We start from the raw sequence: 25,016 nt of genomic DNA, 5'->3' as shown, positions 1-25,016 counted from the left end.
TCATTGCACCAGCACCGCCTGCTCGCAGCGCGCATCCTCCGCGGCGACGGTGGCGGTGCCGAGCTGCAGGCCCAGCGCCCGCAAGGTGGTGTCGAGAATGCCGTCGAGCGCAGGGGCGGCGGCTGCGAGCGTCGCGATCAGGAGCGGTCGCAGCGTCGGCAGCAGGCTGCCTCCGTTGATGTCGAGCTCCAGCGTTCCGAGCAGGCTCCCGGTCGCGGAGGACAGCAGGCCGGCGCTCGAGACCGTCCGGTCGCTGTGCCGCACGATGTCGTCCTCGCTGAAGCTGACCCTCTGCGCGTAGGTCGAGCCGATGTTCGTCTGCGCCCGTCCTCGTATGGCGAGCGACAGAAGGGGCAGGCGCAGCAGGTCGGCCGGTAGGGCGGCGTTGGGCGGCGGGGTCCGTGCGTTGATGTCGGCGGCCGTCACGTCGCCGAGCGTCAGCCGGGCGAGGCTCGGCTGTACGTCGAGATCGACCCGGCGCCCGCCCGCGGCGCCGGAGCAGCCCACCGCCCGCAGCGTCGTCTGCGCGCTTCCGGCCTCGACGTAGAGCGGCAGGGCGATCGTTCCGAGATTGAGCGGAGCCCGGATCTGCGTCTCGATCAGCAGCCGGACCTGGCCCGTCCGCAGGGTCGCCCGCGCGCTGCCGGGCGCGACCCAGCCTGACGATTGTCGCCGCTCGCCGACGGCCAGGGTGAGACGGGTCGCGACGAGGCCCGGCACGCTTCCGGCGAGATCGACCGAGACCTGACGGTCGCCGTTGGCCAGGGCGGCCGCGGCCGAGACGACGTCGAAGAGGCGGATGGCCGGACCGGCGCTGCCCCGCTCGGGCGAGAGGTTCTCCGCATCACCGAGATCGATGATCCCGCGCAGGGGAATGCGGCCCGCCCCCTTCGGAACGGCCTGTCCCAACCGGCCGAGGACGCTTCCGGCCGTTGCCGAGGAGGTCGAGGCGGCCGAGACGGCGAGCGCGCCGAGGATCTGGCCCGGCGTGGCGCTGGCGGCGATCATGTCCGTGTAGCTCGCCGCCTGGAATCCGAGATCCGTCGCGAGCGCATCGAGAAAGCGGAAGGCGTCGACCCGGGCGGAGAGCAGGGCGTTGAAGTCCAGCAGCGTCAGCGACAGGCGGGTGCCGAGCATGGCGCCGAGCACCGCGTTGGCGATGCCCGCATCCAGCGCCGCGACGCCGGAGCCGAGGCTGAAGGCAGCAAAGCGCGTATTCGCCGCCGTGCTGGTGACGGCGATGTCGAAGGCCGCGGGCAGGCCGACGAAGCGGCCGAAGGTGAGCCGGACCGGGGCATTGAGGTTCACCCGCACCGCGTTCGGTGAGGCGCTAGCCATAGTGAAGCGGCTCGCTTCGGGAAGGGCGGCGCTGCGCAGGTAGGAGCCGGTGCGGATCTCGATCCGTGCCGCGTCGCTGAAGCCGTTATCCGCGAGCGCGCGCCGTGCCGCTGCCTCGGCGGTTGCCGGATCGCTGGCGGCGGTGAGGGCAGCAAGGTCGGCCGCGCCCTGAGCCCGCCGCTGGGCATTGTAGAGAACGCTGAGGTCGAGACCGATGGCGGCGGCGCCGAGCAGACCCGTGAAACTGAGGGCGGTGATGACGGTGACCGAACCGCGTTGATCGGAGCGGATCCTCATCACAGCCCACCGTTTCGCACGTCGAAGGAACTCGTGAGCGTCTCGGGCACGAAGGTGGCGACGCCGGGAATACGCCCGAGCCCGAGCGCCCGCGTGTCGTAGCTCAGGCTGACGCGGTAATGCGTCCGATCGGCCGAGAGCGCATCGACCGACACGCTGACGGAGGCCGGCCGCAGCAGCACGCCGTCGCTGAGGGCGCGATCGAGGCTCTGCCGCACCAGGCTCAGGCGCTCGCCCGCATCGATGCCGGCGATGGAGGCGCGCGCCGCCTGAGCCGTCACGTGCTGCAGCTTGTGAAAGGCCCCCAAGTAGATCGCGCCGACGAAGATGTTGAGCATGAGGTAGAACAGCAGGGGGCCGAGAAACGCGAACTCGACCGCGATCGCCCCTCGCACGTCGATCAGAAAGGCATGTCGGACTGCGCGGCAGTAGCGAATGTTAGAGTCTTGTCGCGATCGTCTCATGGCGCGATCCTGCGGCGCTGACTGACTTTCAATGCTGCATCGTTCGCCTCTCAGGTTGCTGAAGTCTTATGGCGCAACCGACGGAAATTATATTTCCGTTCGCCGAGACTGAAGCTCGCCTGCCTTCGGCCAGGACATTCCCGTCGAGGCCGCGTCGCGACTCGCCGTCGGCGGTCGGGTCACGTTCCGTGCCGCACGATCGTCCGAGGCGCGACCCCGCCTGAAAGTTGCTTTGCGGGTCCCGAACGTCTTGCATTTCACGCCCGCCCGTAGTACCGGACCGGCCTTCGCGACAGTCCTTGGGGTGTTCGCACCCCTTCGTACGCGGCGACCGCGCCGGTGCTGAAAAGTGCCGTTTGCGCGGTTCATTACATCCGGGGACATCAGATCCCCATCAGGCGTCGTCCGCCGGGCAATACCGTCCGTGTGCGGAAACCCGCCTGAAACAAGGAAAGGTCACTCCCGTGATCCAGATGCAGACGAATCTGGACGTCGCCGACAATTCGGGTGCGCGCCGCGTGATGTGCATCAAGGTGCTCGGCGGGTCGAAGCGCAAGTATGCCGGCGTCGGCGACATCATCGTCGTCTCCGTCAAGGAGGCGATCCCGCGCGGTCGCGTGAAGAAGGGCGACGTCATGAAGGCGGTCGTCGTTCGCACCGCCAAGGACGTGAAGCGAGCCGACGGTTCGGTGATCCGCTTCGACAAGAACGCCGCCGTTCTGATCAACAATCAGAAGGAGCCGGTCGGCACCCGTATCTTCGGGCCGGTGCCGCGCGAGCTGCGCGCCCGCAACCACATGAAGATCATCTCGCTCGCTCCTGAGGTGCTGTGATGGCCGCCAAGATCAAGAAGGGCGACACGGTCGTCGTTCTCACCGGTCGCGACGAGGGCCGCTCCGGCGAGGTCGTCCAGGTCATGCCGAAGGAGGGCAAGGCCCTGGTTCGCGGCATCAACCTGGTGAAGAAGCACCAGCGCCAGACTCAGAACCAGGAAGGCGGCATCATCTCCAAGGAGGCTGCCATCCACCTGTCCAACATCGCGGTGGCCGACGCCAACGGCAAGCCGACCCGCGTTGGATTCCGAATCCTCGACGACGGGCGCAAGGTCCGGTTCGCCAAGACCACGGGGGATCAGATCGATGGCTGAGGCCGACAAGAACGCCTACACCCCGCGTCTGCGCAAGCATTACGACGAGGTCGTGCGGCAGAAGCTGATCGAGCAGTTCGGGTACAAGAACCCGATGCAGGTCCCGCAGATCGAGAAGATCGTCATCAACATGGGCGTCGGCGAGTCCACCGCGGACTCGAAGAAGGCCACCGTTGCGGCGGGCGACCTCGCGCTCATCGCCGGCCAGAAGCCGGTCATCACCCGCGCCCGCAAGGCGATCGCGACCTTCAAGGTCCGCGAGGGCATGCCGATCGGCTGCAAGGTGACCCTGCGCAAGGCCCGCATGTACGAGTTCATGGACCGGCTCGTCACGATCGCGCTCCCGCGCGTCCGCGACTTCCGCGGCCTGAACCCGCGCTCCTTCGACGGCCGCGGCAACTACGCCATGGGCCTCAAGGAGCACCTCGTGTTCCCGGAGATCTCCTACGACAAGGCGGAGCAGACCTGGGGCATGGATATCGTCGTCCAGACGAGCGCCACCACGGACGAAGAGGCCAAGGCTCTCCTCGCCCACTTCAAGTTCCCGTTCCGGCAGTAAGCGGCGGCTTTCGTCGCTTAGACGCGGACACTGGAGAAAGACATGGCTAAGAAAAGCTCAGTCGAGAAGAACAACCACCGCAAGGAGCTGGTGAAGCGCTTCGCCGAGAAGCGTAAGGCCCTCCTTGCCATCGCCAACGACGAGTCCCGTGAGATGGAGGAGCGCTTCGAGGCGCGCCTGAAGCTCGCGGAACTGCCGCGCAATTCCTCGGCCACCCGCATCCGCAACCGCTGCGAGATGACCGGTCGCCCGCGGGCCTACTACCGCAAGCTCGGCATCTCGCGCGTCGCTCTGCGCGAGCTCGGCAACCGGGGTCTCATCCCCGGCCTCGTGAAGTCCAGCTGGTAAGGGGAGGCATCCATGGTGAACGATCCCGTGGGTGATATGCTCACCCGCATCCGCAACGGTCAGAGCCGTCGCCGCAACGTCGTCCAGACCCCCGGCTCGCGCCTGCGCGCCTCGGTCCTCGACGTGCTGAAGTCCGAGGGCTACATCCGCGACTACGCGGTGTCGGACCTCGGCAACGGCCGCACCGAGTTCGCGATCGAGCTCAAGTACTACGACGGTCGCCCGGTCATCCGGGAGATCAAGCGCGTGTCGAAGCCCGGCCGCCGCGTCTACTCGTCGGTTGGCGAGCTGCCGCGCGTCGCCGACGGTCTCGGCGTGACCATCATCTCGACCCCGCAGGGCGTCATGGCCGATCACGAGGCGCGCGAGCGCAACGTCGGCGGTGAAGTGCTCTGCAAGGTGTTCTGATCCGGAGGACAGCGACATGTCTCGCGTAGGCAAGAAGCCCGTCCCCGTCCCGTCTGGCGTCACCGCCACGGTCACGGGTCAGACGGTGAAGATGAAGGGCTCGAAGGGCGAACTCCAGTTCGTCGTCCCGCCCCAGGTGGTCGTCGAGTTCAAGGACGGTGCCGTCTCGGTGCAGCCCAAGGACCAGTCGAAGCAGGCCCGCTCCCTGTGGGGCACCTCGCGCGCCCAGGTGGCGAACCTCGTCGAGGGCGTCTCCAAGGGCTTCGAGAAGAAGCTCGAGATCACCGGCGTGGGTTACCGCGCGGCGATGGCCGGCAAGGCGCTCAAGCTCTCGCTCGGCTACAGCCACGACATCGAGTACGAGATCCCGGCCGGCATCACCATCGTGACGCCCAAGCCCACGGAGATCGTGGTGTCGGGCATCGACCGGCAGCGCGTCGGTCAGGTCGCGGCGGAGATTCGCGAGTATCGCGGCCCCGAGCCCTATAAGGGCAAGGGCGTCAAGTACGCTGGCGAATTCATCTTCCGCAAGGAAGGCAAGAAGAAGTAAGGGGGGCGATCATGTCGAACAAGAACGAAGCCCTCCTGCGCCGCAAGGCGCGGGTCCGTCGGGCCCTCAGAGCTGCCGCCAACGGCCGTCCGCGGCTGTCGGTGTTCCGCTCGTCCAAGCAGATCTACGTCCAGGTCATCGACGACGCAGCGGGCCGCACGCTCGCCGCCGCCTCGAGCCTCGACAAGGATCTCAAGGCCAGCCTCAAGACCGGCGCCGACAAGGCGGCGGCCGAGGCCGTGGGCAAGCTCGTCGCCGAGCGCGCCAAGGCTGCGGGCGTCACCAAGGTCGTCTTCGACCGCTCGGGCTACATCTTCCACGGCCGCGTCAAGGCTCTCGCCGACGCCGCCCGCGAGGGTGGCCTGGACTTCTAAGACGCCGCGTTCCCTCCCCTTCGCGGGGAGGGGACCCATCGAGCGAGCGGGTCGTTCCGATCCGCGTCAGTGAGATCACAGGAATCAGATATGGCACGTGAACGCGAGGGTCGTCGCCGCGACGACCGCGAGGAGCGCGACAGCGAGTTCGTGGACAAGCTCGTCCACATCAACCGCGTCGCCAAGGTGGTGAAGGGTGGCCGTCGCTTCGGCTTCGCGGCGCTCGTCGTCGTCGGCGACCAGAAGGGCCGCGTCGGCTTCGGCCACGGCAAGGCCCGTGAGGTGCCGGAGGCCATCCGCAAGGCGACGGAAGCCGCCAAGCGTGGCCTGATCCGGGTCAGCTTGCGCGAGGGCCGGACCCTGCACCACGACGTCAACGGCCGCCACGGCGCCGGCAAGGTGATCCTCCGCGCTGCTCCGCAGGGCACGGGCATCATCGCCGGCGGCCCGATGCGCGCCGTGTTCGAGACGCTCGGCATGCAGGACGTCGTCGCCAAGTCGCTCGGCTCGTCCAACCCCTACAACCTCGTGCGCGCCACCTTCGACGCGCTCAAGAACGAGGACAGCCCGCGCTCGGTCGCGGCCCGTCGCGGTCTCAAGGTGTCGGCCCTCCAGGCCCGTCGCCGTGACGCCGACCCGGCCGACACCTCCGAAGCGGCCGTCGCGTAAGGGGAGGGCAGCATGGCAACCAAGACTGTCCGCGTCGAGCAGATCGGCTCGCCGATCCGCCGCGAGGCCTCCCAGCGTGCGACGCTGATCGGCCTCAAGCTGAACAAGCTGCACCGCGTGTCCGAGCTGGAGGATACTCCCTCGGTGCGCGGCATGATCCGCAAGGTCGCGCATCTCGTGCGCGTCCTCGACGACGCCGCGGCGTGAGGAGGGCTTAACCATGAAGCTCAACGAAATCCGCGACAACGAAGGCGCGACCAAGAACCGGATGCGCGTCGGTCGGGGCATCGGCTCCGGCAAGGGCAAGACCGCTGGCCGCGGCGTGAAGGGTCAGAAGGCCCGCACCGGCGTGTCCATCAAGGGCTTCGAGGGCGGCCAGATGCCGCTGCATCGTCGCCTGCCCAAGCGTGGCTTCAACAACATCCACGCCCATGACCTGAACGAGGTGAACCTCGGTCGTGTCCAGGCGGCGGTGGATGCCGGCAAGCTCGACGCCAACGCCCCCGTGACGGTCGATGCTCTGGTCCAGGCCGGCATCATTAGCCGGGCCCGCGACGGCGTGAAGCTGCTCGGCGTCGGCGAGCTGACCGCGAAGCTCAGCTTCGAGGTGACCCGCGCCTCCAAGTCGGCCGTCGAGGCCGTCGAGCGGGCCGGCGGTTCGGTGACCACGACCTTCGCCGCCGGCGTCGCCCACCGCGGCACGTCCGACAGCGCAGTTGCGTCGGCCTGACGCCGCCATTAAGTCGAACGCCGAAGCGGCGGCCCGTGCTCGCACGCGGCCGCCGTTTCCGCTTTCAGGGACCGTTCGAAGCGCGTCCCGACGGCATATTCCGGGATCAATGACATGGCCTCAGCCGCCGAGCAGCTTGCCGCCAACCTGAATTTCGGCGCGATCGCCAAGGCCGACGAGCTCAAGAAGCGCATCTGGTTCACCCTGGGCGCGCTGATCGTGTTCCGGCTGGGGACCTACATCCCGATTCCGGGCATCGATCCCGAGCAGTTCGCGCGCAACTTCCAGAACCAGGCTGGCGGTGTGCTCGGCATGTTCAACATGTTCTCCGGCGGTGCCGTCGAGCGCATGGCGGTCTTCGCGCTGAACATCATGCCCTACATCTCGGCCTCGATCATCGTTCAGCTGTTGACCTCGGTCGTACCGACCCTGGAGGCGCTGAAGAAGGAGGGCGAGTCGGGCCGCAAGGTCATCAACCAGTACACCCGCTACCTCACGGTGGTGCTGGCGCTGGTCCAGTCCTGGGGCATCGCCTTCGGCCTCCAGGGTTCGAACGCGGTCATCAATCCCGGGCCCTTCTTCATCCTCTCCACCGTCGTGACGCTGACCGGCGGCACGCTGTTCCTGATGTGGATCGGCGAGCAGATCACCTCCCGCGGCATCGGCAACGGCTCCTCGCTCATCATCTTCGCCGGTATCGTCGCCCACCTGCCGGCCTCGATCTTCGGAGCGCTCGAGCTGACCCGCACGGGCGCGCTCTCGCCCGCCATCCTGCTCGGCGCCGGGCTTGCCGCGGTCGCGCTGATCTACTTCATCGTCTTCATGGAGCGCGCTCAGCGCCGTCTGCTGATCAACTATCCCAAGCGCCAGGTCGGGAACCGCATGTACGAGGGCCAGACCTCGTTCCTGCCGCTCAAGCTCAACACCTCGGGCGTGATCCCGCCGATCTTCGCCTCCTCGCTGCTGCTGCTGCCGACGACCGTGGCGAGCTTCTCGGCGAGCCAGGGCTCGACCGCCATCCTCGGCACCCTGACGGCCTATCTCGGCCACGGCCGGCCGCTCTACATGGTCGCCTACGCCGCGCTGATCATCTTCTTCACGTTCTTCTACACGGCCGTCGTCTTCAATCCGCAGGAGACCGCCGACAATCTGAAGAAGCATGGCGGCTTCATTCCCGGCATCCGCCCCGGCGAGCGCACGGCGGCCTTCATCGACAAGGTGCTGACCCGCATCACCGTGATCGGCGCGGCCTATCTCACCTTCGTCTGTCTCGTGCCGGAGATCGTGGCCTCCTACACCTCGGCCGCGCTCGGCTTCGGCGGCACCTCGCTGCTGATCGTGGTCTCGGTCACCATGGACACGGTGGCGCAGATCCACGGTCACCTGATGGCGCACCAGTACGAGGGCCTTGTGAAGAAGGCCAAGCTGCGCGGTGCATCGACCACGCGGCGCCGCTGATCCCCCGACTTCGCCAAAGGTTCGGTGGACGCGCGGGCCGGAATTGCGCATCACAGCGGCTTGACGCTGGCGCAGCCTCGGAAGGGAGGCGCGCCGATCAGGAAGAACGAGCCCGGCGCCGGGCCTTGAGGACGGGGAGACGCCATGCGGATCATTCTGCTCGGACCGCCGGGAGCGGGTAAGGGCACGCAGTCCGAGCGCATCGTAGAGCGCTATCGGGTTCCGCAGCTCTCGACCGGCGACATGCTGCGCGCGGCGGTCGCCGCCGGGACGCCGGTGGGCCTGGAGGCGAGGTCGATCATGGAGAGCGGCGGCCTCGTGCCGGACGCCGTCGTGGTCGGTATCGTCGCCGACCGGATCGAGGAGGCCGACGCCAAGAGCGGCTTCATCCTCGACGGCTTCCCCCGCACCGTGGAACAGGCCAAGGCGCTCGACGCGATGCTGGCCGAGAAGGGCATCGCGCTGGACGCCGTGGTGGAGTTCGTCGTCGACGAGAACGCGCTGGTCGGCCGCATCGCCCGGCGCGCCGAGGAGACCGCGGCAAAGGGGCAGCCCGTTCGCAAGGACGACACGCCCGAGGTCTTCAAGACCCGCCTCGACGCCTACAAGCGGCAGACCGCCCCGCTCTCCGACTATTATGCCGGCACGGGCCTGCTTCGGAAGATCGACGGCATGAAGCCGATCAACGAGGTGAGCGGTGACGTGACCGGTCTGCTCGACGGATTTCGCGAGACGGCGAATTCCTGATTCGACGGCACCGAACTGACCGATGGCGAAGCCCGCTTCCATCTCGATGGAGCGGGCTTTTCTCTGTCAGAGGTGTCCCTCCACGCGGACGGGCGAAGCCGCTGCCATCGCTGACGCGCTCGCTCTCTCGCGTCATCCGTCGAAGAGACCGTTTGCAAGGCGTTGACAAGTCGGCCCGCTCGCGCTAGGCGGGCCCCCTTCGTCCAAACGGGATGGTGGTCCGGAGCGCCTCACAGGGAGCGCTTGCGGGCCGATTTGTCGTTTTGGGCGGGTGCGCAGGGGCCGGCCTCCACCGGACGCGCGCCTTCATTCGCTGACGGCGGGGCAGGGCCCTGCCCCATGGAGAGATCATCTTGGCCCGTATCGCAGGCGTCAACATTCCGACTGGCAAGCGCGTCGTCATCGCGCTTCAGTACATCCACGGCATCGGTTCGAAGAAGGCCGAGGAGATCACCGAGAAGGTCGGCATCCCCGCCGAGCGCCGGGTGAACCAGCTCACCGACGCCGAGGTGCTTCAGATCCGCGAGACCATCGACCGCGACTACATCGTCGAGGGCGACCTGCGTCGCGAAGTCTCGATGAACATCAAGCGCCTGATGGATCTCGGCTGCTACCGCGGCCTGCGTCACCGCAAGCAGCTCCCGGTCCGCGGCCAGCGCACCCACACCAACGCCCGTACCCGCAAGGGCAAGGCCAAGCCGATCGCCGGCAAGAAGAAGTAACGTTTCGGCATTGGTAGGCCGTGCTTCGCTCGGCCTACCTTCCGTCGCGCCGGGTGTCCCGCTGAGGATGCCGGCGTAACAGGCCGGGCTCCGCGAGCGGCCCGGTCTAATTTCAAAAGAATCCCGAGCGCCTGGTGTTACGGGCGTGATTGAAGGACCAGCGAGAACAAGATGGCCAAGGAACCGACCCGCGTCCGCCGCCGCGAACGCAAGAACATCGTCTCCGGCGTGGCGCACGTGAACGCCTCGTTCAACAACACGATGATCACCATCACCGACGCGCAGGGCAACACGATCTCGTGGTCGTCCGCCGGCGCCATGGGCTTCAAGGGCTCGCGCAAGTCGACGCCGTACGCTGCGCAGGTCGCGGCCGAGGACGCGGCCCGCAAGGCCTCCGAGCACGGCATGCGCACCCTCGAGGTCGAGGTCTCCGGTCCCGGTTCGGGCCGTGAGTCGGCGCTTCGCGCGCTCCAGGCCGCGGGCTTCACCGTGACCTCGATCCGCGACGTCACCTCGATCCCGCATAACGGCTGCCGGCCGCGCAAGCGCCGCCGCGTCTGATCGGACGGACCCGGAGCACACTCGGACGGAGACGCCCATGGCGGACGGATCGAAGCCCCTTCCCGGCGCGCTGCGTCGGAACCTCGGCGACCTCACGGTCACCGCGCTCAACGACGGCTGGTTTCAGGGCTCCCTCGATCTCGTCACGGGCATCGCCAAGGAAGAGGCCGGCGCGCTGCAGCGGGCCGGCTTCCGCTCCGAGGCTCCGGTCGTCACGCTCAACGCCTTCCTCGTCACCGGCCCTGGCCGCAAGCCGGTGCTGATCGATTCGGGCTACGGGCATTTCGGTCCCGCCACCATGGGCCGGGTGCCTGCCGCGCTCGCTCTCGCCGGCGTCGCGCCGGAGGAGATCGAGACCGTGCTCCTCACCCATCTCCATCCCGACCATGCGGGCGGGTTGGTGAAGCAGGATGGCAGCGCGGCCTACCCGAATGCGGAACTCGTGGTGCATGCCGACGAGGCGGCCCACTGGCTTCCCGACGAGGCGCTCTCCCGGGCGCCGGACGAGGCGAAGCCGTATTTCGAGAACGCTCGCAAGGCGGTCGCGCCCTACGGGGCGCGGCTGCGTCGGCACGAGGGCGGCGAGCTGGTGCCCGGCATCACCGCCGTCCCGCTGCCGGGCCACACGCCGGGACATTGCGGCATGCGGATCGTATCGGGGGACAAGTCCCTGCTGATGTGGACCGACGTGGTGCATATGCCGGCGATCCAGTTCAAGCAGCCGGAGGCGGGCGTCGCCTTCGACGTGGACGGGGATCAGGCGCGCGCGACCCGCAAGCGCGTGCTCGACGAGGTGGCGACCGAGCGGACTTTCATCGCCGGCTCCCATCTGGAGTTCCCGGCGCTCGGCACCGTCGCCCGCGATGGTGCGGGCTACCGCTTCGTTCCCGCTCTCTGGGTGGCGGGCGAGCAGCCGTGATTTTTGGGACCGGTCCGGGCGCTCCGCGAGCGCTCCAGGGCCGGCCGAAGCGCTCTCCGGGACGCCGGCGGCGCAGGTTTGGCAAGAGGTAGGACCGTGGTCATTCAGAAGAACTGGCAAGAGCTCATCAAGCCGAACAAGCTGCAGGTCTCCGCCGGCGACGATCCCAAGCGGGTCGCCACCGTCGTGGCCGAGCCGCTGGAGCGCGGCTTCGGCACGACGCTCGGCAACTCCCTGCGCCGCGTGCTGCTCTCCTCGCTTCAGGGCGCCGCGGTCACCTCGGTCCAGATCGACGGCGTGCTGCACGAGTTCTCGTCGATCCCGGGCGTGCGCGAGGACGTGACCGACATCGTCCTCAACATCAAGACCATCGCCCTGCGCTCGCAGACCGATACCCCGAAGCGCATGACCCTGCGCAAGACCGGTCCGGGCCTCGTCACGGCCGGCGACATCGGCGCGGTCGGCGACATCCAGATCCTGAACCCCGACCTCGTGATCTGCACGCTGGACGACGGCGCCGAGATCCGCATGGAGTTCACGGTCGCCACCGGCAAGGGCTACGTCCCGGCCGAGCGCAACCGCCCCGAGGACGCGCCGATCGGCCTGATCCCGGTCGATGCGCTCTATTCCCCGGTGACCAAGGTCAGCTACCGCGTCGAGACCACCCGCGAGGGCCAGGATCTCGACAAGGACAAGCTGACTATGACGCTCGAGACCAACGGCGCCGTGTCGCCGGAGGATGCGCTGGCCTACGCCGCCCGCATCATCCAGGACCAGCTCCAGGTCTTCGTGAACTTCGAGGAGCCCCGCAAGGAAGAGGCCGCGCCGCTCGCGCCGCAGCTTCCCTTCAACCCGGCGCTGCTCAAGAAGGTGGACGAGCTGGAACTGTCGGTCCGTTCGGCGAACTGCCTGAAGAACGACAACATCGTCTACATCGGCGACCTGATCCAGAAGTCCGAGGGCGAGATGCTGCGCACCCCGAACTTCGGCCGCAAGTCGCTCAACGAGATCAAGGAAGTGCTCGCCGGCATGGGCCTGCACCTCGGCATGGACGTTCCCGGCTGGCCGCCGGAGAACATCGAGGATCTCGCCAAGCGCTTCGAGGAACATTACTGAGGCGCTGCTCCTAAACTCCGCCCTCATCCTGAGGTGCCGGAGCGAAGCGGAGGCCTCGAAGGAGGCCTCCAGCGCTCGCAGAGACTTCTGGAGCCCTCCTTCGAGGCCGCTCACGCGGCACCTCAGGATGAGGGTTTCGGGTTGGAATCCCGCCGCGGGGTTATGCGGAAATGAAGAGCCGCAATCAGCGGCACCGGTCGGCCCTTGGCACGGCGGCCGGATCACAACGGAAAGGCCCAAAAAATGCGTCACTCCTACCGCGGTCGCCGCTTCAACCGCACCGCCGAGCACCGCAAGGCGATGTTCGCCAACATGTCCGCCGCGCTGATCAAGCACGAGCAGATCGTCACCACGCTGCCGAAGGCCAAGGACCTGCGTCCGGTCGTCGAGAAGCTGATCTCGCTCGGCCGTACCGACAGCATCCATGCCCGCCGCCTCGCCATGGCCCAGATCCGCGACGCGGACATGGTCAGGAAGCTCTTCACGGTGCTCGGCCCGCGCTACCAGTCGCGTCCGGGCGGCTACTGCCGCATCATGAAGGCCGGCTTCCGCTACGGCGACAACGCTCCGATGGCCGTGATCGAGTTCGTGGACCGCGACGTCGACGCCCGCGGCAAGGATTCCGGTCCGACCGCCGTCGAGACCGCCGACGCCGCCTGATCCGGTCTTACGCCGTGGCCCTTCGAGCCCGGCACCGACGATCGACGCGAAAGGCGGCCTCACGGCCGCCTTTTTGCTTTTGAAGCTTTCCGTGAACGCGAGTCTTCGCCGCCGCTGTCACCGAGAAAGCGCGGGGAAAGCCGGTACTGGGACAATTGTGCATGTACCTTGCCGTCTTTCATCCGCTATCGTGGTGGTTGGAGCGGCGGAGTCAGGATTGCCGGTGCGCGGGTGCCCGTTTCCATGGCGCGGCCGGCCGGAAGACCTAGTCGAACGGCAGGATGTGAACCGTGAATGCTCCCAACGAGACCGCTGAGGTGCTGAGGGACCCGCTGCTTCTCGACAATCAGCTCTGCTATGCGCTCTACGCTGCTGCCCACCGGATGACGAAATCCTACCGGCCGATGCTGGAACGGATGGGGCTGACCTACCCGCAATACCTCGTGCTGCTGGTGCTGTGGGAGACGGACGGCATCACCGTCTCGGAGATCGGGCGGCGCCTGCGCCTCGATTCCGGCACGTTGACGCCGGTGCTGAAGCGGCTGGAGAGCAGCGGCTTTCTCAATCGCAGCCGTCGCCAGTCGGACGAGCGGGAGGTCGAGATCGCCCTGACGGAGCAGGGCCGCGCCCTGCGCGACGAGGCGGTCGCCGTGCGCCAGTCCGTGATGTGCCAGCTCAACATGTCGGAGCCCGAGATCCAGGCCATGCGGGCGGATCTGAACGCGCTCATCGAGAACCTCTGCGCGGCAGGTTGATCCCGGCGGGCGGCGTGCCGCATCCTTTGCCGGTTAAATTTCGATTGAGCCCCTGCCTTCCGATCCGGTACTGAGCCCTGTCGCCCATCGTCTCGGCGCGACGGCAGCTTTCGGTCACGGCGACGTGCTTTCCCGTCATCATAGCTTCAACTGGTTCTGTCTGTTTCGCCCACCTGCCGGGACGAGCCTGGAGGGATGGGCCGGTTGCGAACCGTGCCGGACGCGAGGCGTTTCAGCGGAATGACGTCCGGGCCGATCGAGATTACCCGCGAGGCGCGGCCGCAAGTCGGCGTGCTGCCGATGCGCCGGACTCCGGATGGCGGGACCGAGATTCTGCTCGTCACCTCGCGTGAGACCCGGCGCTGGGTCATCCCGAAGGGCTGGCCGATGAAGGGCCGCAAGCCCTACGAGGCCGCCGCCCGCGAAGCCTACGAGGAGGCGGGCGTGGTCGGGCAGGTCGGCAAGCGCCCGCTCGGCTTCTACCTCTACGAGAAGCGGCTGAAGAACCGTGACGCGGTGCTCTGCCAAGTGAAGGTCTTCCCCCTCGAGGTGCGCAAGCAGCTCAAGAAGTTTCCCGAGCGCGGCCAGCGCGAGGCGCGCTGGTTTTCGCCGTCCGAGGCGGCCGACGCGGTGATCGAGTCGGGCCTGGCCGGTCTGATCCGGGCCGCCAGCAACCGAGAGGCGAAGAAGAAGGGCTGAGCCCTCAGTCCCCGCCTTCACCGGGGGCCGCCCGCGCGGCGGCGCGCACGGCCTCCAGGGTGAGGCTGCGGTCGCCGACGGTGACCCGATCGGTACCGGTCTCGAGCATGCGGTCGAGCGCTTCCTGCAGGCTGGCCCCTTCCGGGATCACCGGCGCTGCCTCACCCGCGGCCGGGGCTTGCGCGAAGTCGCGGACCTGAAGCCGCTCCAGGCGCCGCAGGGCCCGCGTCTCGCCCAGAAAATTCGCCGTGAAGGCGTCGGCGGGGGCGGCGAGCAGACGGTCGGGCGAGCCGGCCTGCACGAGGCGCCCGTCCCGCATCAGCGCGATCTGGTCGCCCATCCGCATCGCCTCGCCGATGTCGTGGGTGACGAGGATCACCGTCTTGCGCAGGCGCTTCAGGATCGCACCGATCTCACTCTGAAGGCGATCCCTGGCGACGGGATCGACCGCACCGAACGGCTCGTCCATCAGGAGCACGTCGGGGTCGGCGGCGAGCGCCCGGGCCACGCCCACCCGCTGGCGCTGGCCGCCGGAGAGCGCGTCGGGACGCCGGTCGCGGAAGCGGTCGGGTTCGAGCCCGACGAGATCGAGCATCGCTTCCACCCGCGCGGCGATGCGCTGCCGCGGCCAGCCAAGCAGGGCGGGCACGGTGGCCACGTTCTGGGCGACGCTGCGATGGGGAAAGAGGCCGACGCCCTGGAGCACGTAGCCGATGCCGCGCCGCAGGGTCACCGGATCGATGCCGCCAATGTCCCGCTCGCCGATGCGGATGCGGCCCGCCTCCGGCTCGACGAGGCGGTTGACCATGCGCAGGGTGGTGGACTTGCCGCAGCCCGAGGAGCCGATCAGGGCGCAGGTCGTGCCTTCCGCGACCACGAGGTCGAGGGCGTCCACGGCCGGGCGATCGGCGCCGGGAAAGCGTTTCGTGACGCCCTCGAACCGGATCATGCCGGGAGCGGCCGGGTCTCGGCCTCGATGCTCAAAGGCCCTGCCGTCAGCAGCCCTTGCAGATCGAGCCCATGGTCTTGTTCATCTTGGCATCCCACGCCTTGTCGCGGTCGCGGGCGGCGCGCTGCGCCTTCAGCATCTGGTCCTGCGAGGCCGGGGAGATCTGCCCCTGCGCCGTGCCCGGCGTCGGCGGCTTGGTCTGGCCGGTGGCGGTCACGGTGCGCCCGGTCGGAGTTGTTCGGCGGTCGCCCGCGTCCTGAGAGAGGGCGGGCGCAGCCGCCATCAGGCCTGCGAGCAGAAGGGCGGAGACGGCGATCGGGCGACGCATGGCTTCTCAATCACTCCCTGATGCACGCCGCCGGTCCCGCTCGAGGCCGCATTCCACCGCTCCGGGCGGCCGAGGAAGGTGAGGCTCGCGGGGGTGACCGGCCGACGTGATCGGCCGACCTGCGTTGCGCGCAAGCGCCTAGGTGGCACCGGGCCGGAGTGATCGCAAGCGGCGCAAGGACGCGCCGCGGTTCGCCCGGTGCCATTGCTCACCGCAGGTCTCGGCCACGAGCCGGTCCGCGCGGGATCGGCCCCGGCTGCGTGCCCTGTCCAGGTCGGATGGAGGGCGGCAGCGTCAGCGGGCCTCGGGCTGCGCGTCGGCCATGGCGTTGGCGCGCGAGTAGCTCGTCCGCTTCTGCGCGGTCGGGTCCTCGAACGAGCCCGCCCACAGGCCGAGGCGCTTGCCCCAGGCCAGGGTCTCGGCGCCGACATAGGCGGCCTTGCCGCCGCGCTCGGCCATGGCCAGACCCTTCTCGGCCATCCAGGCGTTCACGTCCTCCTTGTCGCGGTGGCAGACGGAGAGGGCGCGCCCGTAGGCATCCGTCTCCCGGATCTGGCAGGTGACGGTGGCGTCCTTCAGGTGGGCGGCCAGCGCCCTGGCCGAGCGCGTGCCGCAGGCGTAGCTCTGGCCCTTGGCGTTCAGGCAGGTCTGCGTCAGGCCCGGCGCCGCCACCCCGTAGAGGCCGACGATGCGCCCGCCCACGACCAGCGTATCGCCGGTCAGGACGCGAGGCCGTCCGCTCACGCTCTCGCCGGCCCGGGACGGACCGATTCCGGCCGTGCCGGCCACGGCGAAGGCGAGAACGCCGAGGCCGAGCAATCCCGTTCGTCTCATCGAAGCACCCTGCTTTTCCGGCGCGCCGATACGGCGGCGCCGGCCAGTGACGTTCACGTGGGGGTCGCTCACGTGTGGCTGACGAAACGCCCGGTCGCTCTCGGGTCCGATCGGGGTCCGGCAGCGGAGCGAGCGTTTGCCGAAAACCCTAAAGCAGAGGTTATGCCCATTTCGTGGCTGGCCTCATGTCGCAACCTCATGGCAGCGTCGCATCCTGCGCCGCAGGCACGGTCGTTGCGCTCCGCCGCTCGGGGCTTGGCTGCCGGGTGTGGATTGCGGGAACGGATGAAGGCGCGTCGTATCGGGCGGCTGGGAAGGGAAGGTGGGCTATGGAGACGAGGCTGGAAGATCTGGTGCGCAGCGCCGCCGCGCAGGCCCGCCGGCTCGCCGCCGCCTTTCCCGGCTCGGGCCGAAAGGACGATTTTCCCTGGGCGGTGATCGGGCCGTTAGATGCGCAGGTGCGCGGGCATGTCGAGCGCGACCGGCGAATCGAGGACGAGCGGGACCGGGTGCTGATCGCGTCGGTGACGCTGGCGGAAACCCTGGGCGACGATCCCGAGGAGACGATCGAGCGGGCGCGCCGGCAACTCGTGCGGGCGGTCGATTACCTGGAGGAGGCGGTCCTGCGCTTCGGCATCGTCAACCGGGAGGCGGCCCGGCGCGGCTACGGCGCTGCGGGTGAGCCGGTCTCGAGACCGCCCGGCCCATAGTGCGACGACCGGTGTCTTTCTCGCCTTGCCATTATCCTTTCGTCTTGAGCGAAGGGCAATGGCTCAGCTACCATCGGGGCCTCGAGGCTTGCTTGGCATGTCGATGCTTTCGCCTATCGAAGCCGGATTGAGCCGCCCCTGGTATCGGCTCAGATTGTCGGACCCGCTCGAAGCGCAGTTCCGGGCCGAGACGGAGCGTCAGAGCGGCTTCCAAGTCCAGTCCTGGCTCGGCCTCTTCACCCTGTTCAACGTCCTGTCCCTCATCATGGACCGCGAGGTGTTCGGCCCCGAGGGCTTCGCGGTGCCGCTGGCGATGACGCTCGGCCTGTTCTGCCCGGTGGCGCTGGCGGCGATCGCTTCCCTGCGGGGGCGGCCGACCGTGACACGGATCTCGATCGCGGTGCTGGCCACCGTGCTCGTCGACATCGTCGTCGTCCTCAACAGCGCCCGTCTCGCGCCCGCGCCGCACACCGACGTCTACGTCATCATCGCCACCATCGTGCCGCTGGTGGTGGGGCTGATCGCGCCCCTGCCGTTCCGGCACTGCCTCTGGTTCTGCGGCGCCTCGCTCGCCCTCTATGCCGGTCTCGTCGTCGCCTTCGGCCTCTACAGTCCCGGGCATAGCGGCCTGCCGCTCCTCGTCTCCGGCCTCATCCTCGTGCCGCTGAAGCTCAGCTATTCCCGAGACTGGGAGGCGCGGAAGACCTTCCTCATCGCCCTGCGGGTCAAGCGGCAGGGCGAGGCGCTGGCCCACGCCAATGCGCGCCTGACCGTACTCTCGGAGACCGACTCCCTCACCACCCTGGCCAACCGCCGGTATTTCTCCGAGCGGCTGGAAGCGGTCTGGGAGCACGCGGGACGGGACGATGCCTGGCTCGGGGTGATCCTCGTCGATATCGACCACTTCAAGCTCCTGAACGACACCGCCGGCCATGCCGAGGGAGACCGCTGCCTCGTGGCGGTCGCGGCGGCGCTCCAGGCCTCCGTCGCGGCCCGCGGCGGGCTGGCGGCGCGCTACGGCGGCGAGGAATTCGTCGTCCTCCTGCCCGATGCGGAGCCGTCGGCGGTGCGCGAGGCGGGGGAGGCGATCCGCGCGGCGGTCACGGATCTCGCGATCCGTCATCCGGGCCGCCCGGTGGGGACGCGGCTCACCGTCAGCGTCGGCGTGACCGCCGCCCGCGGCCGGACGCGCGAACTGGGCATCCGGGCGATCGACTTGCTCCGGGCCGCCGATTTCGCCCTCTACGCCGCCAAGAACGAGGGACGGGACCGGGTCGAGAGCTTCAGCCCGGCGGCGAACGCCAACCGGCCGGCGTCGAGCCAGGAGCCGTCGCAGACGGCGGCACCCTCGGCCTGAGGCCGCACACGCCGAACCAAACCCCGCTCTGCCGCGTCTTCCCCTCCGCGGGGTGACCGGATCGGTCGCGGACGGTGGGGAGCGACCGACGGATGCTGCTTGATGCGGAACGCGGGGCCGGGGCGGCGCGGGACTGCCCGCAGGCGCCGGACCTCGCTCGGGGATCCGGAGCCGGCTCGCCGCGGCGCGCGCTCTCGGCGGGCCTCGCCGCACCGGGGGGCGGATTCTGGGCCGTCACAGGATTCGTGGCCGTCATCGATGCGGTCTGGCTCGCCGCGGCCGGCATCGCCGTGGCTTGGCCCGGCCTGCTCACGGTGACCGGCACGGTGGCGGTGCTGCTCGCGCTCGCCCTGCTGTTCAGCGCCGTCAAACCGGAACCCAAGCTCAGGGCCATGGCGCTGTCGAGCGCGTATCTGGCCGCCTTCACCACCGCGGTCGCCGTGCTTCACTATCTCACGGCCACCCTGGCGCCGCCGCTCGCCGATCCCTGGCTCGCCCGATTCGAGGCGGCTTTGGGCTTCGACTGGCAGGCTTGGCTCGGCTTCCTGGCCGCGCATCCGGACCTGTCCCACGGGCTCGCGCTCGCCTATCATTCGAGCGGCCCGCAGGTCGGTCTCGTCGTCGTCGCGCTGAGTGCGGTCTCGCGGGTGTCCCGCCTCTGGGCCTATGCCCGCCTGTTCTCGCTGGCCCTGCTCGCCTCGGTTCTGCTCTCGGCCCTCTGGCCGGCGGTGGGCCCTTACGCCTTCTACCAGCCGCAGGCCTATCCGGCCGGGCATCTGGAGACCGTGGGCGCCCTCTGGCACCTCGACGCGCTGCAGGCCCTGCGGGAGGGCACGATGGCGACGCTCGCCCTCTCCGAGATCCGCGGCCTCGTCACCTTCCCCTCGTTCCACGCGGCGCTTGCGGTCCTCACCGCCTGGGCGCTCGCCCCGGTGCCGGTGCTCGGCCCGCTGGCGCTCCTCCTCAATGCGGCGATCATCGTCGCGACGGTCGGGGCGGGCGGCCATTACCTGCCGGATGTCGCGGCAGGGACGCTGATGGGGGTTCTGTTGCTGGCGTATCAGCACTTCCGGCGCCGCCTCCCTACCGTCTTCGAGGGGCGGCGGGCGGCGATGCCCGATCCGCGGACGCTGCCGGGGAGCGGTCGCTTCGCGGCGATCGGCGCCGAGCGACATCCTTAAGGCCGGTCGCGGACCGATGGTGCCGAGCGGCGCCTCATACGATCTCGGGTTGATCGCTTCGGTCTCTTCCCTCGTCCTTGCGAGGCGGAGCCGAAGCAATCCAGGGCTCCGGACCTTCCGGACAGGTCGCGCTCTGGGTCGCTTCGGCTCCGCCTCGCGATGACGCAGCGGGGCGAAGATCGAGGCGATCAAACGGAGACGAGATCACAGGGCATCGGCGAACAAGTCGAGCTGGGTCGAGGCCACCCGGCGGCGGCGGGGCGGGCGCGCGACGAAGCGCGGGAGCGGGATGCCGGGCTTGCCGTACAGGGCCACGCCGATCACACGGCCCCGATCCGCGCTCAGGACGATGGAAGCGGTGTGCGGGCCGGAGCGGGCGACTTCCTCAATGAGCGGTTCCGAGACCGGAAGTCGGGAGAGGGCGCTCACCAACGCCGACAGGCCCGCCGCCTCCGCGCCCATGACGCGGAAATCGAAGCTCCTGCCGGCCCAGGTGTTGCGCGCGGCGGCGGCGCGGGTCGCCGAGAACGGGTTGTCGATGAGCCGAACGGCCGGATCGCGCAGAAACGCCGCGACGCGCTCACGCTCTGGGACGTCGTGCGCCTCGGCGAGCAGCGCGCAGAGTTGGGGCTTGGTGATGGACACCGCGCAAGGCTCGCACGGCTTGACCGGTGGCGTCGAGCGCGGGCCGCGTCAGCGCTGTGGAAGGCGTGCCTCAGACTGCCCGCCGTAGGCCTCTGGCCCCGGGTTGTCCCAGCACATCATCGTAGCCAGCGAGCCCTCTTTCCTCCCACAGCGAGGCGACGGATGGCAGGACAGGCCTGCCGGTCCGCGCCGTCGGAAACACGAACCAGGGTGTGCTTCATCGAGCGAGCGTCATGCGATGCGGACCTGAAGGGTTGATGAGAACCCCGAAGCCGAGCCGGCACCGAAGCGAACCGATCTGCGTCGGCCTCGTTGACCCCTCGGAGATCGCAGCATGAAGAATCCCGCACTCAGCCTATGGCTTTCATCCGTCAACGGAACACTCGGCTGGTGGGGCGGCCACGCAGCCAACGCGGTGCGTCGCCAGCAGCGTGCGGCGCTCGCGGAGATGCTGAAGCCCGCAACGGGCACTCTGGGCAAGCCGAAGCGGAGAACGAGACGGCGTAAGGCGGTGGCCAAGCGGAAGGCGCTCTGAGCGCGCTCCTTCGAAAGGGCAGGCCGTGCCGTCCTGCGCCGGCCGCAGCTTGAGCATGTCTCGGCGCCGAGGGCATATGGTCTGATGAAACGGCGCTTTGCAGTGGCGGGCGCCGAAAATCACCTTGATGCGGACGGCGGGAGACTCTCCGTACCAGCGCTATGCGTTGAAATCGCTGATGTTCTTCGAGCGCGAACGGAGGGCTTTGTCGCGGCTGACGTGGGCTCCGAAGGTGCCGGCCCTGCCCAGCGATGGGGCGATCCATCGCGACGTTCGGCCCGCACAGCCTCGTATGAGCCCATCAGGTAGCAGGCGTTGCAGCCTTAGGGCATCCTTCGTGGGTGATTGAAGCTTGTGCCTGTAATGCACCTAAGTACTAGGCATTTCTGGAAACTAGCCGGTGCGCAACTCGTTGGAGAGGGCCTATAAGCGTAAGCGGGGAAAGTACGGTGCCGCCGACGAATTTCGACACACACCAGTTCGCGGCTCAAGCCCACGCCGGCCAAGTGGACAAGGGTGGTAAACCGTACATCCGGCACATCAACCGCGTCGCTGCTGCTGCTGATAAGCGCGCGCGCCATGCCCTCGATGTCGATGGCTTGAAGGTCAATCCTGAGCAGGTGCTACAGGCTGCCTACCTTCACGACGTGATCGAGGATACGAAAACGACACCGGAGGATCTAGCGCGCGCGGGGTATGCCCCCGAAGTGATCGAGATGGTTCGCCTTCTTACGAAGACGGATGAGCCCATGAACTACGCCGAGCGCATCTCTGCCCTGATTGAAACGAGAAACCTCGGGGCAATCCTCATCAAACTGTCGGACAACGAGGACAACGCGAGCATCGAGCGGCAGCTTCCGAATATGGAAAGTGTCACCGCTCGTTACGCAGCCTCCATCCCGAGGCTCCGGGAAGCCGCGGCTGCGCTGGGGTACACCGGCTCGTAGTCAGAGGGCCTGGGCATCTCCATCGTGACGCTCGCCTCTCGCCACCTCCTTCATGAGCCCATCAGCAAGCGGACGTTGCAGCCTCAGCGCCTCTTCCGTGGGCGCCTCAAGCCACGCTCCGCACTCCTCCTTCGTCGTGAGTAGGACGGGCATTGCCTTCGGATGCACGGGGCCGACCACGCCGTTGGCCTCCGTGGTGAGGAAGGAGAACAGCCGGTGCTCCTCCTCGACCCTGTCAGGGTTCTCCTTCTTGGTCCCCCTCACACCCGTCCAGGGGCGCCAGATGCCCGCGAAGGCGAACAGAGGCCGGTCATCGTCCAGGGCGAACCAGACGGGGGTCTTACGAGGCTTCGTATCGGCGTATTCGCTGAACGATGAGACGGGCACGAGGCAGCGGAACTCAGGCTTGAGCCACGGGCGCCAGTGCGGGCTCTTCACGTTGCGGACGTTGGTCACGGGGTGCTCCCCGTACGCCTTCGGCCCAGGGATGCCCCACCGCATCATCGTCAGCTCGCGGCCCTCCTTCCCGGCCAGGACCACGGGGGCCATCTGGTCCGGGAAGATGCCGGGCATGGGAGGCAGGTTGCCGGCGCTGTCGCGGCTCACGTCGAACCAGCGCCGTATCTCGTCCTGGGGTCGGTTGAGGCTGTAGAGGTTGCACATGGGGTGAGCCTAGCACCGAAGCGAACCGCCTATGGCTTTCGTCCGTCAACGGTGCTCTCGGATCGTGGGGAGGTCACGCCGCCAACGCGGTGCGTCGCTCGCAGCGTGCGGCGCTCACGGAGGTGTTGAAGCCCGCTCCGGACACGCTGAGCAAGCCGAAGCGGAGAACTCGGCGGCGCAGGACGACGGCCGAGCAGAAGGGGCTCTGAGGGCGGATGGGTGCCCGTGCGCCTCGCGTGGCGTGAGCCCCCGGCTCACGCCCCCGCGTAGCAGCCCTCCGCGCCTCGATACGGCCAGTGACGGTCGCGCCCCAATCAACGTCGCTCGGCCTTCGCCGCGCCTGTGGACAGGCTCCCAGGGCGTCGAAAACGCTCCTTTTGAGCCACGCCGTAAGCCGCTCGGATGTCCTTCGGGATGCCTTGCCGGGCGAACCAATCGCCATTCGCGGCGCGGCTCAGGGAGGTCATGGAAACGGCCGCTTCGTAGCGCCCCTTGTAGCGGTGGGCGCCGAAAAACACCTGCGGATCAGCATCTTACTGACGGTGCTTGCCATTTCAACAGATTGGTGCGGACGGCGGGACTCGAACCCGCACAGCCCTGGGGCCGCAAGATTTTAAGTCTCGTGCGTCTACCGATTCCGCCACGTCCGCATCGCCGCAGCGGTAGCGGCCCCGCGGGGGCAGATCAAGCGGGGGGGCGCCAGCCGTAGATCCAGGCGTAGCGCGCGCTCATGCCCTCGGGGCCGAGGCGCCGCATCGCCGTGTCCCGGGCGAAGCCGATCAGGCGCCCGGCATGGTAGAAGCGGCCGTTGCGGCGGGCGGCCCGCTGCACCGCGCGCACGCGGGGTAGGCGCGCCTGCGCGTAGCGGTCCAACGCCGCGGGCACGCCGTGGTGTCCGGCCAGTTCGGCGGCCAGCAGCGCCGCATCCTCGATGGCCAGCGCCGCGCCCTGGGCCAGGAAGGGCAGCACCGGATGCGCCGCGTCGCCGAGGAGCGCGATCCGGCCGCGGGCGATCGGCCGCGCCGCCGGACGGTCCACCAGCGACCAGACCACCCAGGCATCGGGCAGGCCGATCAGGCTCACGAGCGGGGCGGCCGCGTCCGGAAAATGGTCGCGCAGGGCCGCGGGGTCGCCGATCCGGCCCCAATCCTCGTCGCCCTCCCGCTCGGGCACGATCGCCACGACGTTGAGGCGCCGGCCGCCGTTGATGGGGTAGTGGACGACGTGCCGTCGGCGGCCGAGCCACAGCCCGGTCTCGTCGCCCTGGAGCATCTCCGGCGCGGCCTCGCGCGGGATGACGGCGCGCCACGCCGCCTCGCGGTGAAGCCGCAGGGGCCGGTCGTCGAAGCGCTGCCGCAGGGAGGAGCGCACGCCGTCCGCGCCGACGAGGAGGTCGGCGTTCAGGGTTTCGCTGCGGCCGCCGTCGATGCCGGTGATGGTCAGGCTGACCCCGTCCTCGCGCTCGCGCAGGTCCGAGACCTCGCGGCCGACGCAGAGGCGGATGTCGGGGCGCCCGCGCACGGCGTCGAGCAGGATGGTCTGAAGGTCGGCCCGGTGGATGACGTAGTAGGGCGCTCCGTGGCGCTCGCGCAGGGCGGGGCCGAGGCGGATGCCGCCGATGACCCGGCCCGTGGCCAGCGCCCGCACCGTGACGCCCGGCGGCTCGTCGGCCGCCCGGCGCAGGGCCGCGCCGAGGCCGAGGCCGATCAGGACGGCGCTGGCGTTCGGCGAGAGCTGGAGGCCCGCGCCAACCTCGGAGAAGCCGGTGCGGCGCTCGACCAGGGTGACGGAATGGCCCGCCCCGGACAGGGCGAGCGCCGCCGTGAGGCCGCCGATTCCTGCGCCGACGATGACGATGGAGAGCGCCGCCATGGGGTCGCTTGCGGGGCCGGGCCGGGGGCGCCCGACCGTCAGGCCGCCTTCGTCTCGGGCGTCTCGTCGTGCCAGACGCACTCGGCCGGCGCCGCGGTGCCCGGCTTCAGCGCCCGGTCGTAGCGGAACAGGGTCGAGCAGTACTCGCAGATGATCTCGGTGTCCGCCCCCATGTCGAGGAAGACGTGGGGATGGTCGAAGGGCGGCAGCGCCCCGATGCACATGAACTCCTTGGAGCCCACCGCGATCACGCTCACGCCGGCCTGATTGTGGTAGTGGGGAACCGCCTTGTCAGCCATCGCTCGTCCCTGAGATCGAGCCCGTGGTCTAGCGCGTTCGCGGCCGCAATCCTAGACGGAAGCGGTCCGGCCGGGCGAAGGGAGCGCGGAGGAAGCCGCCGCGCCGTCTCGATCATGCCCCGTGCGATCCGGTCTCGCCCGGGACAGGTCGGGTTGGCGGCGCCGCCAGGGCGGC

The 25,016-nt window shown here is 68.8% G+C and carries 33 protein-coding genes and 1 tRNA gene; 24 read left to right on the top strand and 10 right to left on the bottom strand.

The window, feature by feature from the left end:
• Both ACPCJR_RS14380 and ACPCJR_RS14375 read right to left on the bottom strand, forming a co-directional pair.
• Window positions 1-1,635, bottom strand: coding sequence for a TadG family pilus assembly protein (locus ACPCJR_RS14380; protein ID WP_391515537.1), 1,635 nt, complete (start codon window positions 1,633-1,635; stop codon window positions 1-3).
• A complete protein-coding gene (locus ACPCJR_RS14375) occupies window positions 1,635-2,030 on the bottom strand; it encodes a TadE/TadG family type IV pilus assembly protein (protein ID WP_391515539.1) in 396 nt (131 codons plus the stop codon). Before ACPCJR_RS14375 ends, ACPCJR_RS14380 begins: the two co-directional genes overlap by 1 nt.
• Before the next feature lie 533 nt (window positions 2,031-2,563).
• Here ACPCJR_RS14375 and rplN point away from each other — a divergent pair.
• The 19 genes from rplN (at window position 2,564) to ACPCJR_RS14280 (ending at window position 14,521) form a co-directional block, all read left to right on the top strand.
• The gene (rplN, locus tag ACPCJR_RS14370) at window positions 2,564-2,932 is read left to right on the top strand and encodes a 50S ribosomal protein L14 (RefSeq protein WP_012253654.1); all 369 of its coding nucleotides are present in this window, start codon (window positions 2,564-2,566) and stop codon (window positions 2,930-2,932) included.
• On the top strand, window positions 2,932-3,246 hold the full coding sequence (gene rplX / locus ACPCJR_RS14365) for a 50S ribosomal protein L24 (RefSeq protein ID WP_110351485.1): 315 nt from the start codon (window positions 2,932-2,934) through the stop codon (window positions 3,244-3,246). Before rplN ends, rplX begins: the two co-directional genes overlap by 1 nt.
• Window positions 3,239-3,805: a 50S ribosomal protein L5 gene (gene rplE / locus ACPCJR_RS14360; RefSeq protein WP_110351484.1), complete on the top strand. Its 567-nt coding sequence runs from the start codon at window positions 3,239-3,241 to the stop codon at window positions 3,803-3,805. Before rplX ends, rplE begins: the two co-directional genes overlap by 8 nt.
• A 42-nt stretch (window positions 3,806-3,847) precedes the next feature.
• Window positions 3,848-4,153: a 30S ribosomal protein S14 gene (gene rpsN / locus ACPCJR_RS14355; protein WP_012454048.1), complete on the top strand. Its 306-nt coding sequence runs from the start codon at window positions 3,848-3,850 to the stop codon at window positions 4,151-4,153.
• Between the two features lie 12 nt (window positions 4,154-4,165).
• Window positions 4,166-4,561: a 30S ribosomal protein S8 gene (gene rpsH / locus ACPCJR_RS14350; protein WP_192282721.1), complete on the top strand. Its 396-nt coding sequence runs from the start codon at window positions 4,166-4,168 to the stop codon at window positions 4,559-4,561.
• 16 nt (window positions 4,562-4,577) lie between these two features.
• Window positions 4,578-5,111 carry a 50S ribosomal protein L6 gene (gene rplF / locus ACPCJR_RS14345; RefSeq protein ID WP_110351481.1) on the top strand — a complete coding sequence of 178 codons (534 nt, stop codon included), beginning with the start codon at window positions 4,578-4,580 and terminating at the stop codon, window positions 5,109-5,111.
• Between the two features lie 11 nt (window positions 5,112-5,122).
• The gene (rplR, locus tag ACPCJR_RS14340; protein WP_391515542.1) at window positions 5,123-5,485 is read left to right on the top strand and encodes a 50S ribosomal protein L18; all 363 of its coding nucleotides are present in this window, start codon (window positions 5,123-5,125) and stop codon (window positions 5,483-5,485) included.
• Between the two features lie 90 nt (window positions 5,486-5,575).
• Entirely contained in the window at window positions 5,576-6,154 is a 579-nt protein-coding gene (gene rpsE / locus ACPCJR_RS14335; RefSeq protein ID WP_012253652.1) for a 30S ribosomal protein S5, read from the top strand.
• A 12-nt stretch (window positions 6,155-6,166) separates the two neighbouring features.
• A complete protein-coding gene (gene rpmD, locus ACPCJR_RS14330) occupies window positions 6,167-6,361 on the top strand; it encodes a 50S ribosomal protein L30 (RefSeq protein ID WP_096485157.1) in 195 nt (64 codons plus the stop codon).
• Window positions 6,362-6,374: 13 nt separating this feature from the next.
• Window positions 6,375-6,884, top strand: coding sequence for a 50S ribosomal protein L15 (rplO, locus tag ACPCJR_RS14325; protein WP_391515545.1), 510 nt, complete (start codon window positions 6,375-6,377; stop codon window positions 6,882-6,884).
• A 114-nt stretch (window positions 6,885-6,998) separates the two neighbouring features.
• Window positions 6,999-8,342 carry a preprotein translocase subunit SecY gene (secY, locus tag ACPCJR_RS14320; protein ID WP_391515547.1) on the top strand — a complete coding sequence of 448 codons (1,344 nt, stop codon included), beginning with the start codon at window positions 6,999-7,001 and terminating at the stop codon, window positions 8,340-8,342.
• Between the two features lie 144 nt (window positions 8,343-8,486).
• On the top strand, window positions 8,487-9,089 hold the full coding sequence (locus ACPCJR_RS14315) for an adenylate kinase (protein ID WP_391515549.1): 603 nt from the start codon (window positions 8,487-8,489) through the stop codon (window positions 9,087-9,089).
• A 353-nt stretch (window positions 9,090-9,442) separates the two neighbouring features.
• Entirely contained in the window at window positions 9,443-9,811 is a 369-nt protein-coding gene (rpsM, locus tag ACPCJR_RS14310) for a 30S ribosomal protein S13 (RefSeq protein ID WP_110351476.1), read from the top strand.
• Window positions 9,812-9,982: 171 nt separating this feature from the next.
• Window positions 9,983-10,372, top strand: a complete 390-nt coding sequence (gene rpsK, locus ACPCJR_RS14305) for a 30S ribosomal protein S11 (protein ID WP_109895534.1) — start codon at window positions 9,983-9,985, stop codon at window positions 10,370-10,372.
• A gap of 37 nt (window positions 10,373-10,409) precedes the next feature.
• Complete coding sequence (locus tag ACPCJR_RS14300) at window positions 10,410-11,291, top strand: MBL fold metallo-hydrolase (RefSeq protein WP_391515550.1); 882 nt, start codon at window positions 10,410-10,412, stop codon at window positions 11,289-11,291.
• Window positions 11,292-11,369: 78 nt separating this feature from the next.
• A complete protein-coding gene (locus ACPCJR_RS14295) occupies window positions 11,370-12,407 on the top strand; it encodes a DNA-directed RNA polymerase subunit alpha (protein WP_181425474.1) in 1,038 nt (345 codons plus the stop codon).
• A 243-nt stretch (window positions 12,408-12,650) separates the two neighbouring features.
• On the top strand, window positions 12,651-13,067 hold the full coding sequence (gene rplQ, locus ACPCJR_RS14290; RefSeq protein ID WP_391515552.1) for a 50S ribosomal protein L17: 417 nt from the start codon (window positions 12,651-12,653) through the stop codon (window positions 13,065-13,067).
• A gap of 290 nt (window positions 13,068-13,357) precedes the next feature.
• The gene (locus ACPCJR_RS14285; protein WP_391515554.1) at window positions 13,358-13,822 is read left to right on the top strand and encodes a MarR family winged helix-turn-helix transcriptional regulator; all 465 of its coding nucleotides are present in this window, start codon (window positions 13,358-13,360) and stop codon (window positions 13,820-13,822) included.
• Between the two features lie 240 nt (window positions 13,823-14,062).
• The gene (locus ACPCJR_RS14280) at window positions 14,063-14,521 is read left to right on the top strand and encodes an NUDIX hydrolase (protein ID WP_391515556.1); all 459 of its coding nucleotides are present in this window, start codon (window positions 14,063-14,065) and stop codon (window positions 14,519-14,521) included.
• A gap of 4 nt (window positions 14,522-14,525) precedes the next feature.
• On the opposite strand, the gene ACPCJR_RS14275 is transcribed toward ACPCJR_RS14280, so the two are convergent.
• The 3 genes from ACPCJR_RS14275 to ACPCJR_RS14265 all read right to left on the bottom strand — a co-directional run bounded on the left by ACPCJR_RS14275 (window position 14,526) and on the right by ACPCJR_RS14265 (window position 16,632).
• A complete protein-coding gene (locus tag ACPCJR_RS14275; RefSeq protein WP_391515558.1) occupies window positions 14,526-15,470 on the bottom strand; it encodes an ABC transporter ATP-binding protein in 945 nt (314 codons plus the stop codon).
• Window positions 15,471-15,516: 46 nt separating this feature from the next.
• Window positions 15,517-15,798: a hypothetical protein gene (locus tag ACPCJR_RS14270; protein WP_110351470.1), complete on the bottom strand. Its 282-nt coding sequence runs from the start codon at window positions 15,796-15,798 to the stop codon at window positions 15,517-15,519.
• Between the two features lie 294 nt (window positions 15,799-16,092).
• Window positions 16,093-16,632, bottom strand: coding sequence for a thermonuclease family protein (locus ACPCJR_RS14265; protein ID WP_391515560.1), 540 nt, complete (start codon window positions 16,630-16,632; stop codon window positions 16,093-16,095).
• Window positions 16,633-16,961: 329 nt separating this feature from the next.
• Here ACPCJR_RS14265 and ACPCJR_RS14260 point away from each other — a divergent pair, with 329 nt between their 5' ends.
• From ACPCJR_RS14260 to ACPCJR_RS14250, 3 genes are all read left to right on the top strand, one after another.
• The gene (locus ACPCJR_RS14260) at window positions 16,962-17,342 is read left to right on the top strand and encodes a hypothetical protein (protein ID WP_391515562.1); all 381 of its coding nucleotides are present in this window, start codon (window positions 16,962-16,964) and stop codon (window positions 17,340-17,342) included.
• Window positions 17,343-17,445: 103 nt separating this feature from the next.
• Window positions 17,446-18,699 (top strand): GGDEF domain-containing protein, encoded by a 1,254-nt coding sequence (locus tag ACPCJR_RS14255; RefSeq protein ID WP_391515626.1) that lies wholly within the window; start codon window positions 17,446-17,448, stop codon window positions 18,697-18,699.
• A gap of 92 nt (window positions 18,700-18,791) precedes the next feature.
• Window positions 18,792-19,880, top strand: a complete 1,089-nt coding sequence (locus ACPCJR_RS14250; RefSeq protein WP_391515564.1) for a phosphatase PAP2 family protein — start codon at window positions 18,792-18,794, stop codon at window positions 19,878-19,880.
• A 204-nt stretch (window positions 19,881-20,084) separates the two neighbouring features.
• On the opposite strand, the gene ACPCJR_RS14245 is transcribed toward ACPCJR_RS14250, so the two are convergent.
• On the bottom strand, window positions 20,085-20,525 hold the full coding sequence (locus ACPCJR_RS14245; RefSeq protein WP_391515566.1) for a hypothetical protein: 441 nt from the start codon (window positions 20,523-20,525) through the stop codon (window positions 20,085-20,087).
• Between the two features lie 334 nt (window positions 20,526-20,859).
• Between ACPCJR_RS14245 and ACPCJR_RS14240 the strand changes: the two genes are divergently transcribed.
• Both ACPCJR_RS14240 and ACPCJR_RS14235 read left to right on the top strand, forming a co-directional pair.
• On the top strand, window positions 20,860-21,060 hold the full coding sequence (locus tag ACPCJR_RS14240) for a hypothetical protein (protein ID WP_391515567.1): 201 nt from the start codon (window positions 20,860-20,862) through the stop codon (window positions 21,058-21,060).
• A 449-nt stretch (window positions 21,061-21,509) separates the two neighbouring features.
• A complete protein-coding gene (locus ACPCJR_RS14235; protein ID WP_391515569.1) occupies window positions 21,510-22,007 on the top strand; it encodes an HD domain-containing protein in 498 nt (165 codons plus the stop codon).
• Here the strand turns inward: ACPCJR_RS14235 and ACPCJR_RS14230 are convergent, their stop codons facing one another.
• The 4 genes from ACPCJR_RS14230 to ACPCJR_RS14215 form a co-directional block, all read right to left on the bottom strand.
• Window positions 22,008-22,670, bottom strand: a complete 663-nt coding sequence (locus tag ACPCJR_RS14230; protein ID WP_391515571.1) for an SOS response-associated peptidase — start codon at window positions 22,668-22,670, stop codon at window positions 22,008-22,010.
• Between the two features lie 563 nt (window positions 22,671-23,233).
• Window positions 23,234-23,320, bottom strand: a tRNA-Leu gene (locus ACPCJR_RS14225).
• A gap of 34 nt (window positions 23,321-23,354) precedes the next feature.
• Complete coding sequence (locus tag ACPCJR_RS14220) at window positions 23,355-24,542, bottom strand: FAD-dependent oxidoreductase (RefSeq protein ID WP_391515573.1); 1,188 nt, start codon at window positions 24,540-24,542, stop codon at window positions 23,355-23,357.
• Between the two features lie 38 nt (window positions 24,543-24,580).
• Window positions 24,581-24,841: a zinc-finger domain-containing protein gene (locus ACPCJR_RS14215; protein WP_110351460.1), complete on the bottom strand. Its 261-nt coding sequence runs from the start codon at window positions 24,839-24,841 to the stop codon at window positions 24,581-24,583.
• Between the last annotated feature and the right edge of the window lie 175 nt (window positions 24,842-25,016).

The sequence above is a fragment of the Methylobacterium sp. NPDC097929 genome (assembly GCF_049543375.1).
Lineage (GTDB): Bacteria > Pseudomonadota > Alphaproteobacteria > Rhizobiales > Beijerinckiaceae > Methylobacterium.
Note: the sequence above shows the minus strand (reverse complement) of the source record. Positions and strands in the feature narration are given on the sequence as shown.

Excerpts from the sequence above, each read along its gene's own strand:
- ACPCJR_RS14280 (WP_391515556.1), top strand. The coding sequence starts at position 14,063 with ATGACGTCCGGGCCGATCGAGATTACCCGCGAGGCGCGGCCGCAAGTC.
- rpsE (WP_012253652.1), top strand. The coding sequence starts at position 5,576 with ATGGCACGTGAACGCGAGGGTCGTCGCCGCGACGACCGCGAGGAGCGC.
- ACPCJR_RS14220 (WP_391515573.1), bottom strand. The coding sequence starts at position 24,542 with ATGGCGGCGCTCTCCATCGTCATCGTCGGCGCAGGAATCGGCGGCCTC.
- rpmD (WP_096485157.1), top strand. The coding sequence starts at position 6,167 with ATGGCAACCAAGACTGTCCGCGTCGAGCAGATCGGCTCGCCGATCCGC.
- rplE (WP_110351484.1), top strand. The coding sequence starts at position 3,239 with ATGGCTGAGGCCGACAAGAACGCCTACACCCCGCGTCTGCGCAAGCAT.
- rplQ (WP_391515552.1), top strand. The coding sequence starts at position 12,651 with ATGCGTCACTCCTACCGCGGTCGCCGCTTCAACCGCACCGCCGAGCAC.
- ACPCJR_RS14230 (WP_391515571.1), bottom strand. The coding sequence starts at position 22,670 with ATGTGCAACCTCTACAGCCTCAACCGACCCCAGGACGAGATACGGCGC.
- secY (WP_391515547.1), top strand. The coding sequence starts at position 6,999 with ATGGCCTCAGCCGCCGAGCAGCTTGCCGCCAACCTGAATTTCGGCGCG.
- ACPCJR_RS14300 (WP_391515550.1), top strand. The coding sequence starts at position 10,410 with ATGGCGGACGGATCGAAGCCCCTTCCCGGCGCGCTGCGTCGGAACCTC.
- ACPCJR_RS14270 (WP_110351470.1), bottom strand. The coding sequence starts at position 15,798 with ATGCGTCGCCCGATCGCCGTCTCCGCCCTTCTGCTCGCAGGCCTGATG.
- rpsH (WP_192282721.1), top strand. The coding sequence starts at position 4,166 with ATGGTGAACGATCCCGTGGGTGATATGCTCACCCGCATCCGCAACGGT.
- ACPCJR_RS14315 (WP_391515549.1), top strand. The coding sequence starts at position 8,487 with ATGCGGATCATTCTGCTCGGACCGCCGGGAGCGGGTAAGGGCACGCAG.
- ACPCJR_RS14240 (WP_391515567.1), top strand. The coding sequence starts at position 20,860 with ATGAAGAATCCCGCACTCAGCCTATGGCTTTCATCCGTCAACGGAACA.
- rplO (WP_391515545.1), top strand. The coding sequence starts at position 6,375 with ATGAAGCTCAACGAAATCCGCGACAACGAAGGCGCGACCAAGAACCGG.
- ACPCJR_RS14215 (WP_110351460.1), bottom strand. The coding sequence starts at position 24,841 with ATGGCTGACAAGGCGGTTCCCCACTACCACAATCAGGCCGGCGTGAGC.
- ACPCJR_RS14380 (WP_391515537.1), bottom strand. The coding sequence starts at position 1,635 with ATGAGGATCCGCTCCGATCAACGCGGTTCGGTCACCGTCATCACCGCC.
- rplF (WP_110351481.1), top strand. The coding sequence starts at position 4,578 with ATGTCTCGCGTAGGCAAGAAGCCCGTCCCCGTCCCGTCTGGCGTCACC.
- rplX (WP_110351485.1), top strand. The coding sequence starts at position 2,932 with ATGGCCGCCAAGATCAAGAAGGGCGACACGGTCGTCGTTCTCACCGGT.
- ACPCJR_RS14255 (WP_391515626.1), top strand. The coding sequence starts at position 17,446 with ATGCTTTCGCCTATCGAAGCCGGATTGAGCCGCCCCTGGTATCGGCTC.
- ACPCJR_RS14265 (WP_391515560.1), bottom strand. The coding sequence starts at position 16,632 with ATGAGACGAACGGGATTGCTCGGCCTCGGCGTTCTCGCCTTCGCCGTG.
- rpsN (WP_012454048.1), top strand. The coding sequence starts at position 3,848 with ATGGCTAAGAAAAGCTCAGTCGAGAAGAACAACCACCGCAAGGAGCTG.
- ACPCJR_RS14260 (WP_391515562.1), top strand. The coding sequence starts at position 16,962 with ATGGAGACGAGGCTGGAAGATCTGGTGCGCAGCGCCGCCGCGCAGGCC.
- ACPCJR_RS14275 (WP_391515558.1), bottom strand. The coding sequence starts at position 15,470 with ATGATCCGGTTCGAGGGCGTCACGAAACGCTTTCCCGGCGCCGATCGC.
- rplR (WP_391515542.1), top strand. The coding sequence starts at position 5,123 with ATGTCGAACAAGAACGAAGCCCTCCTGCGCCGCAAGGCGCGGGTCCGT.
- ACPCJR_RS14250 (WP_391515564.1), top strand. The coding sequence starts at position 18,792 with ATGCTGCTTGATGCGGAACGCGGGGCCGGGGCGGCGCGGGACTGCCCG.
- rpsK (WP_109895534.1), top strand. The coding sequence starts at position 9,983 with ATGGCCAAGGAACCGACCCGCGTCCGCCGCCGCGAACGCAAGAACATC.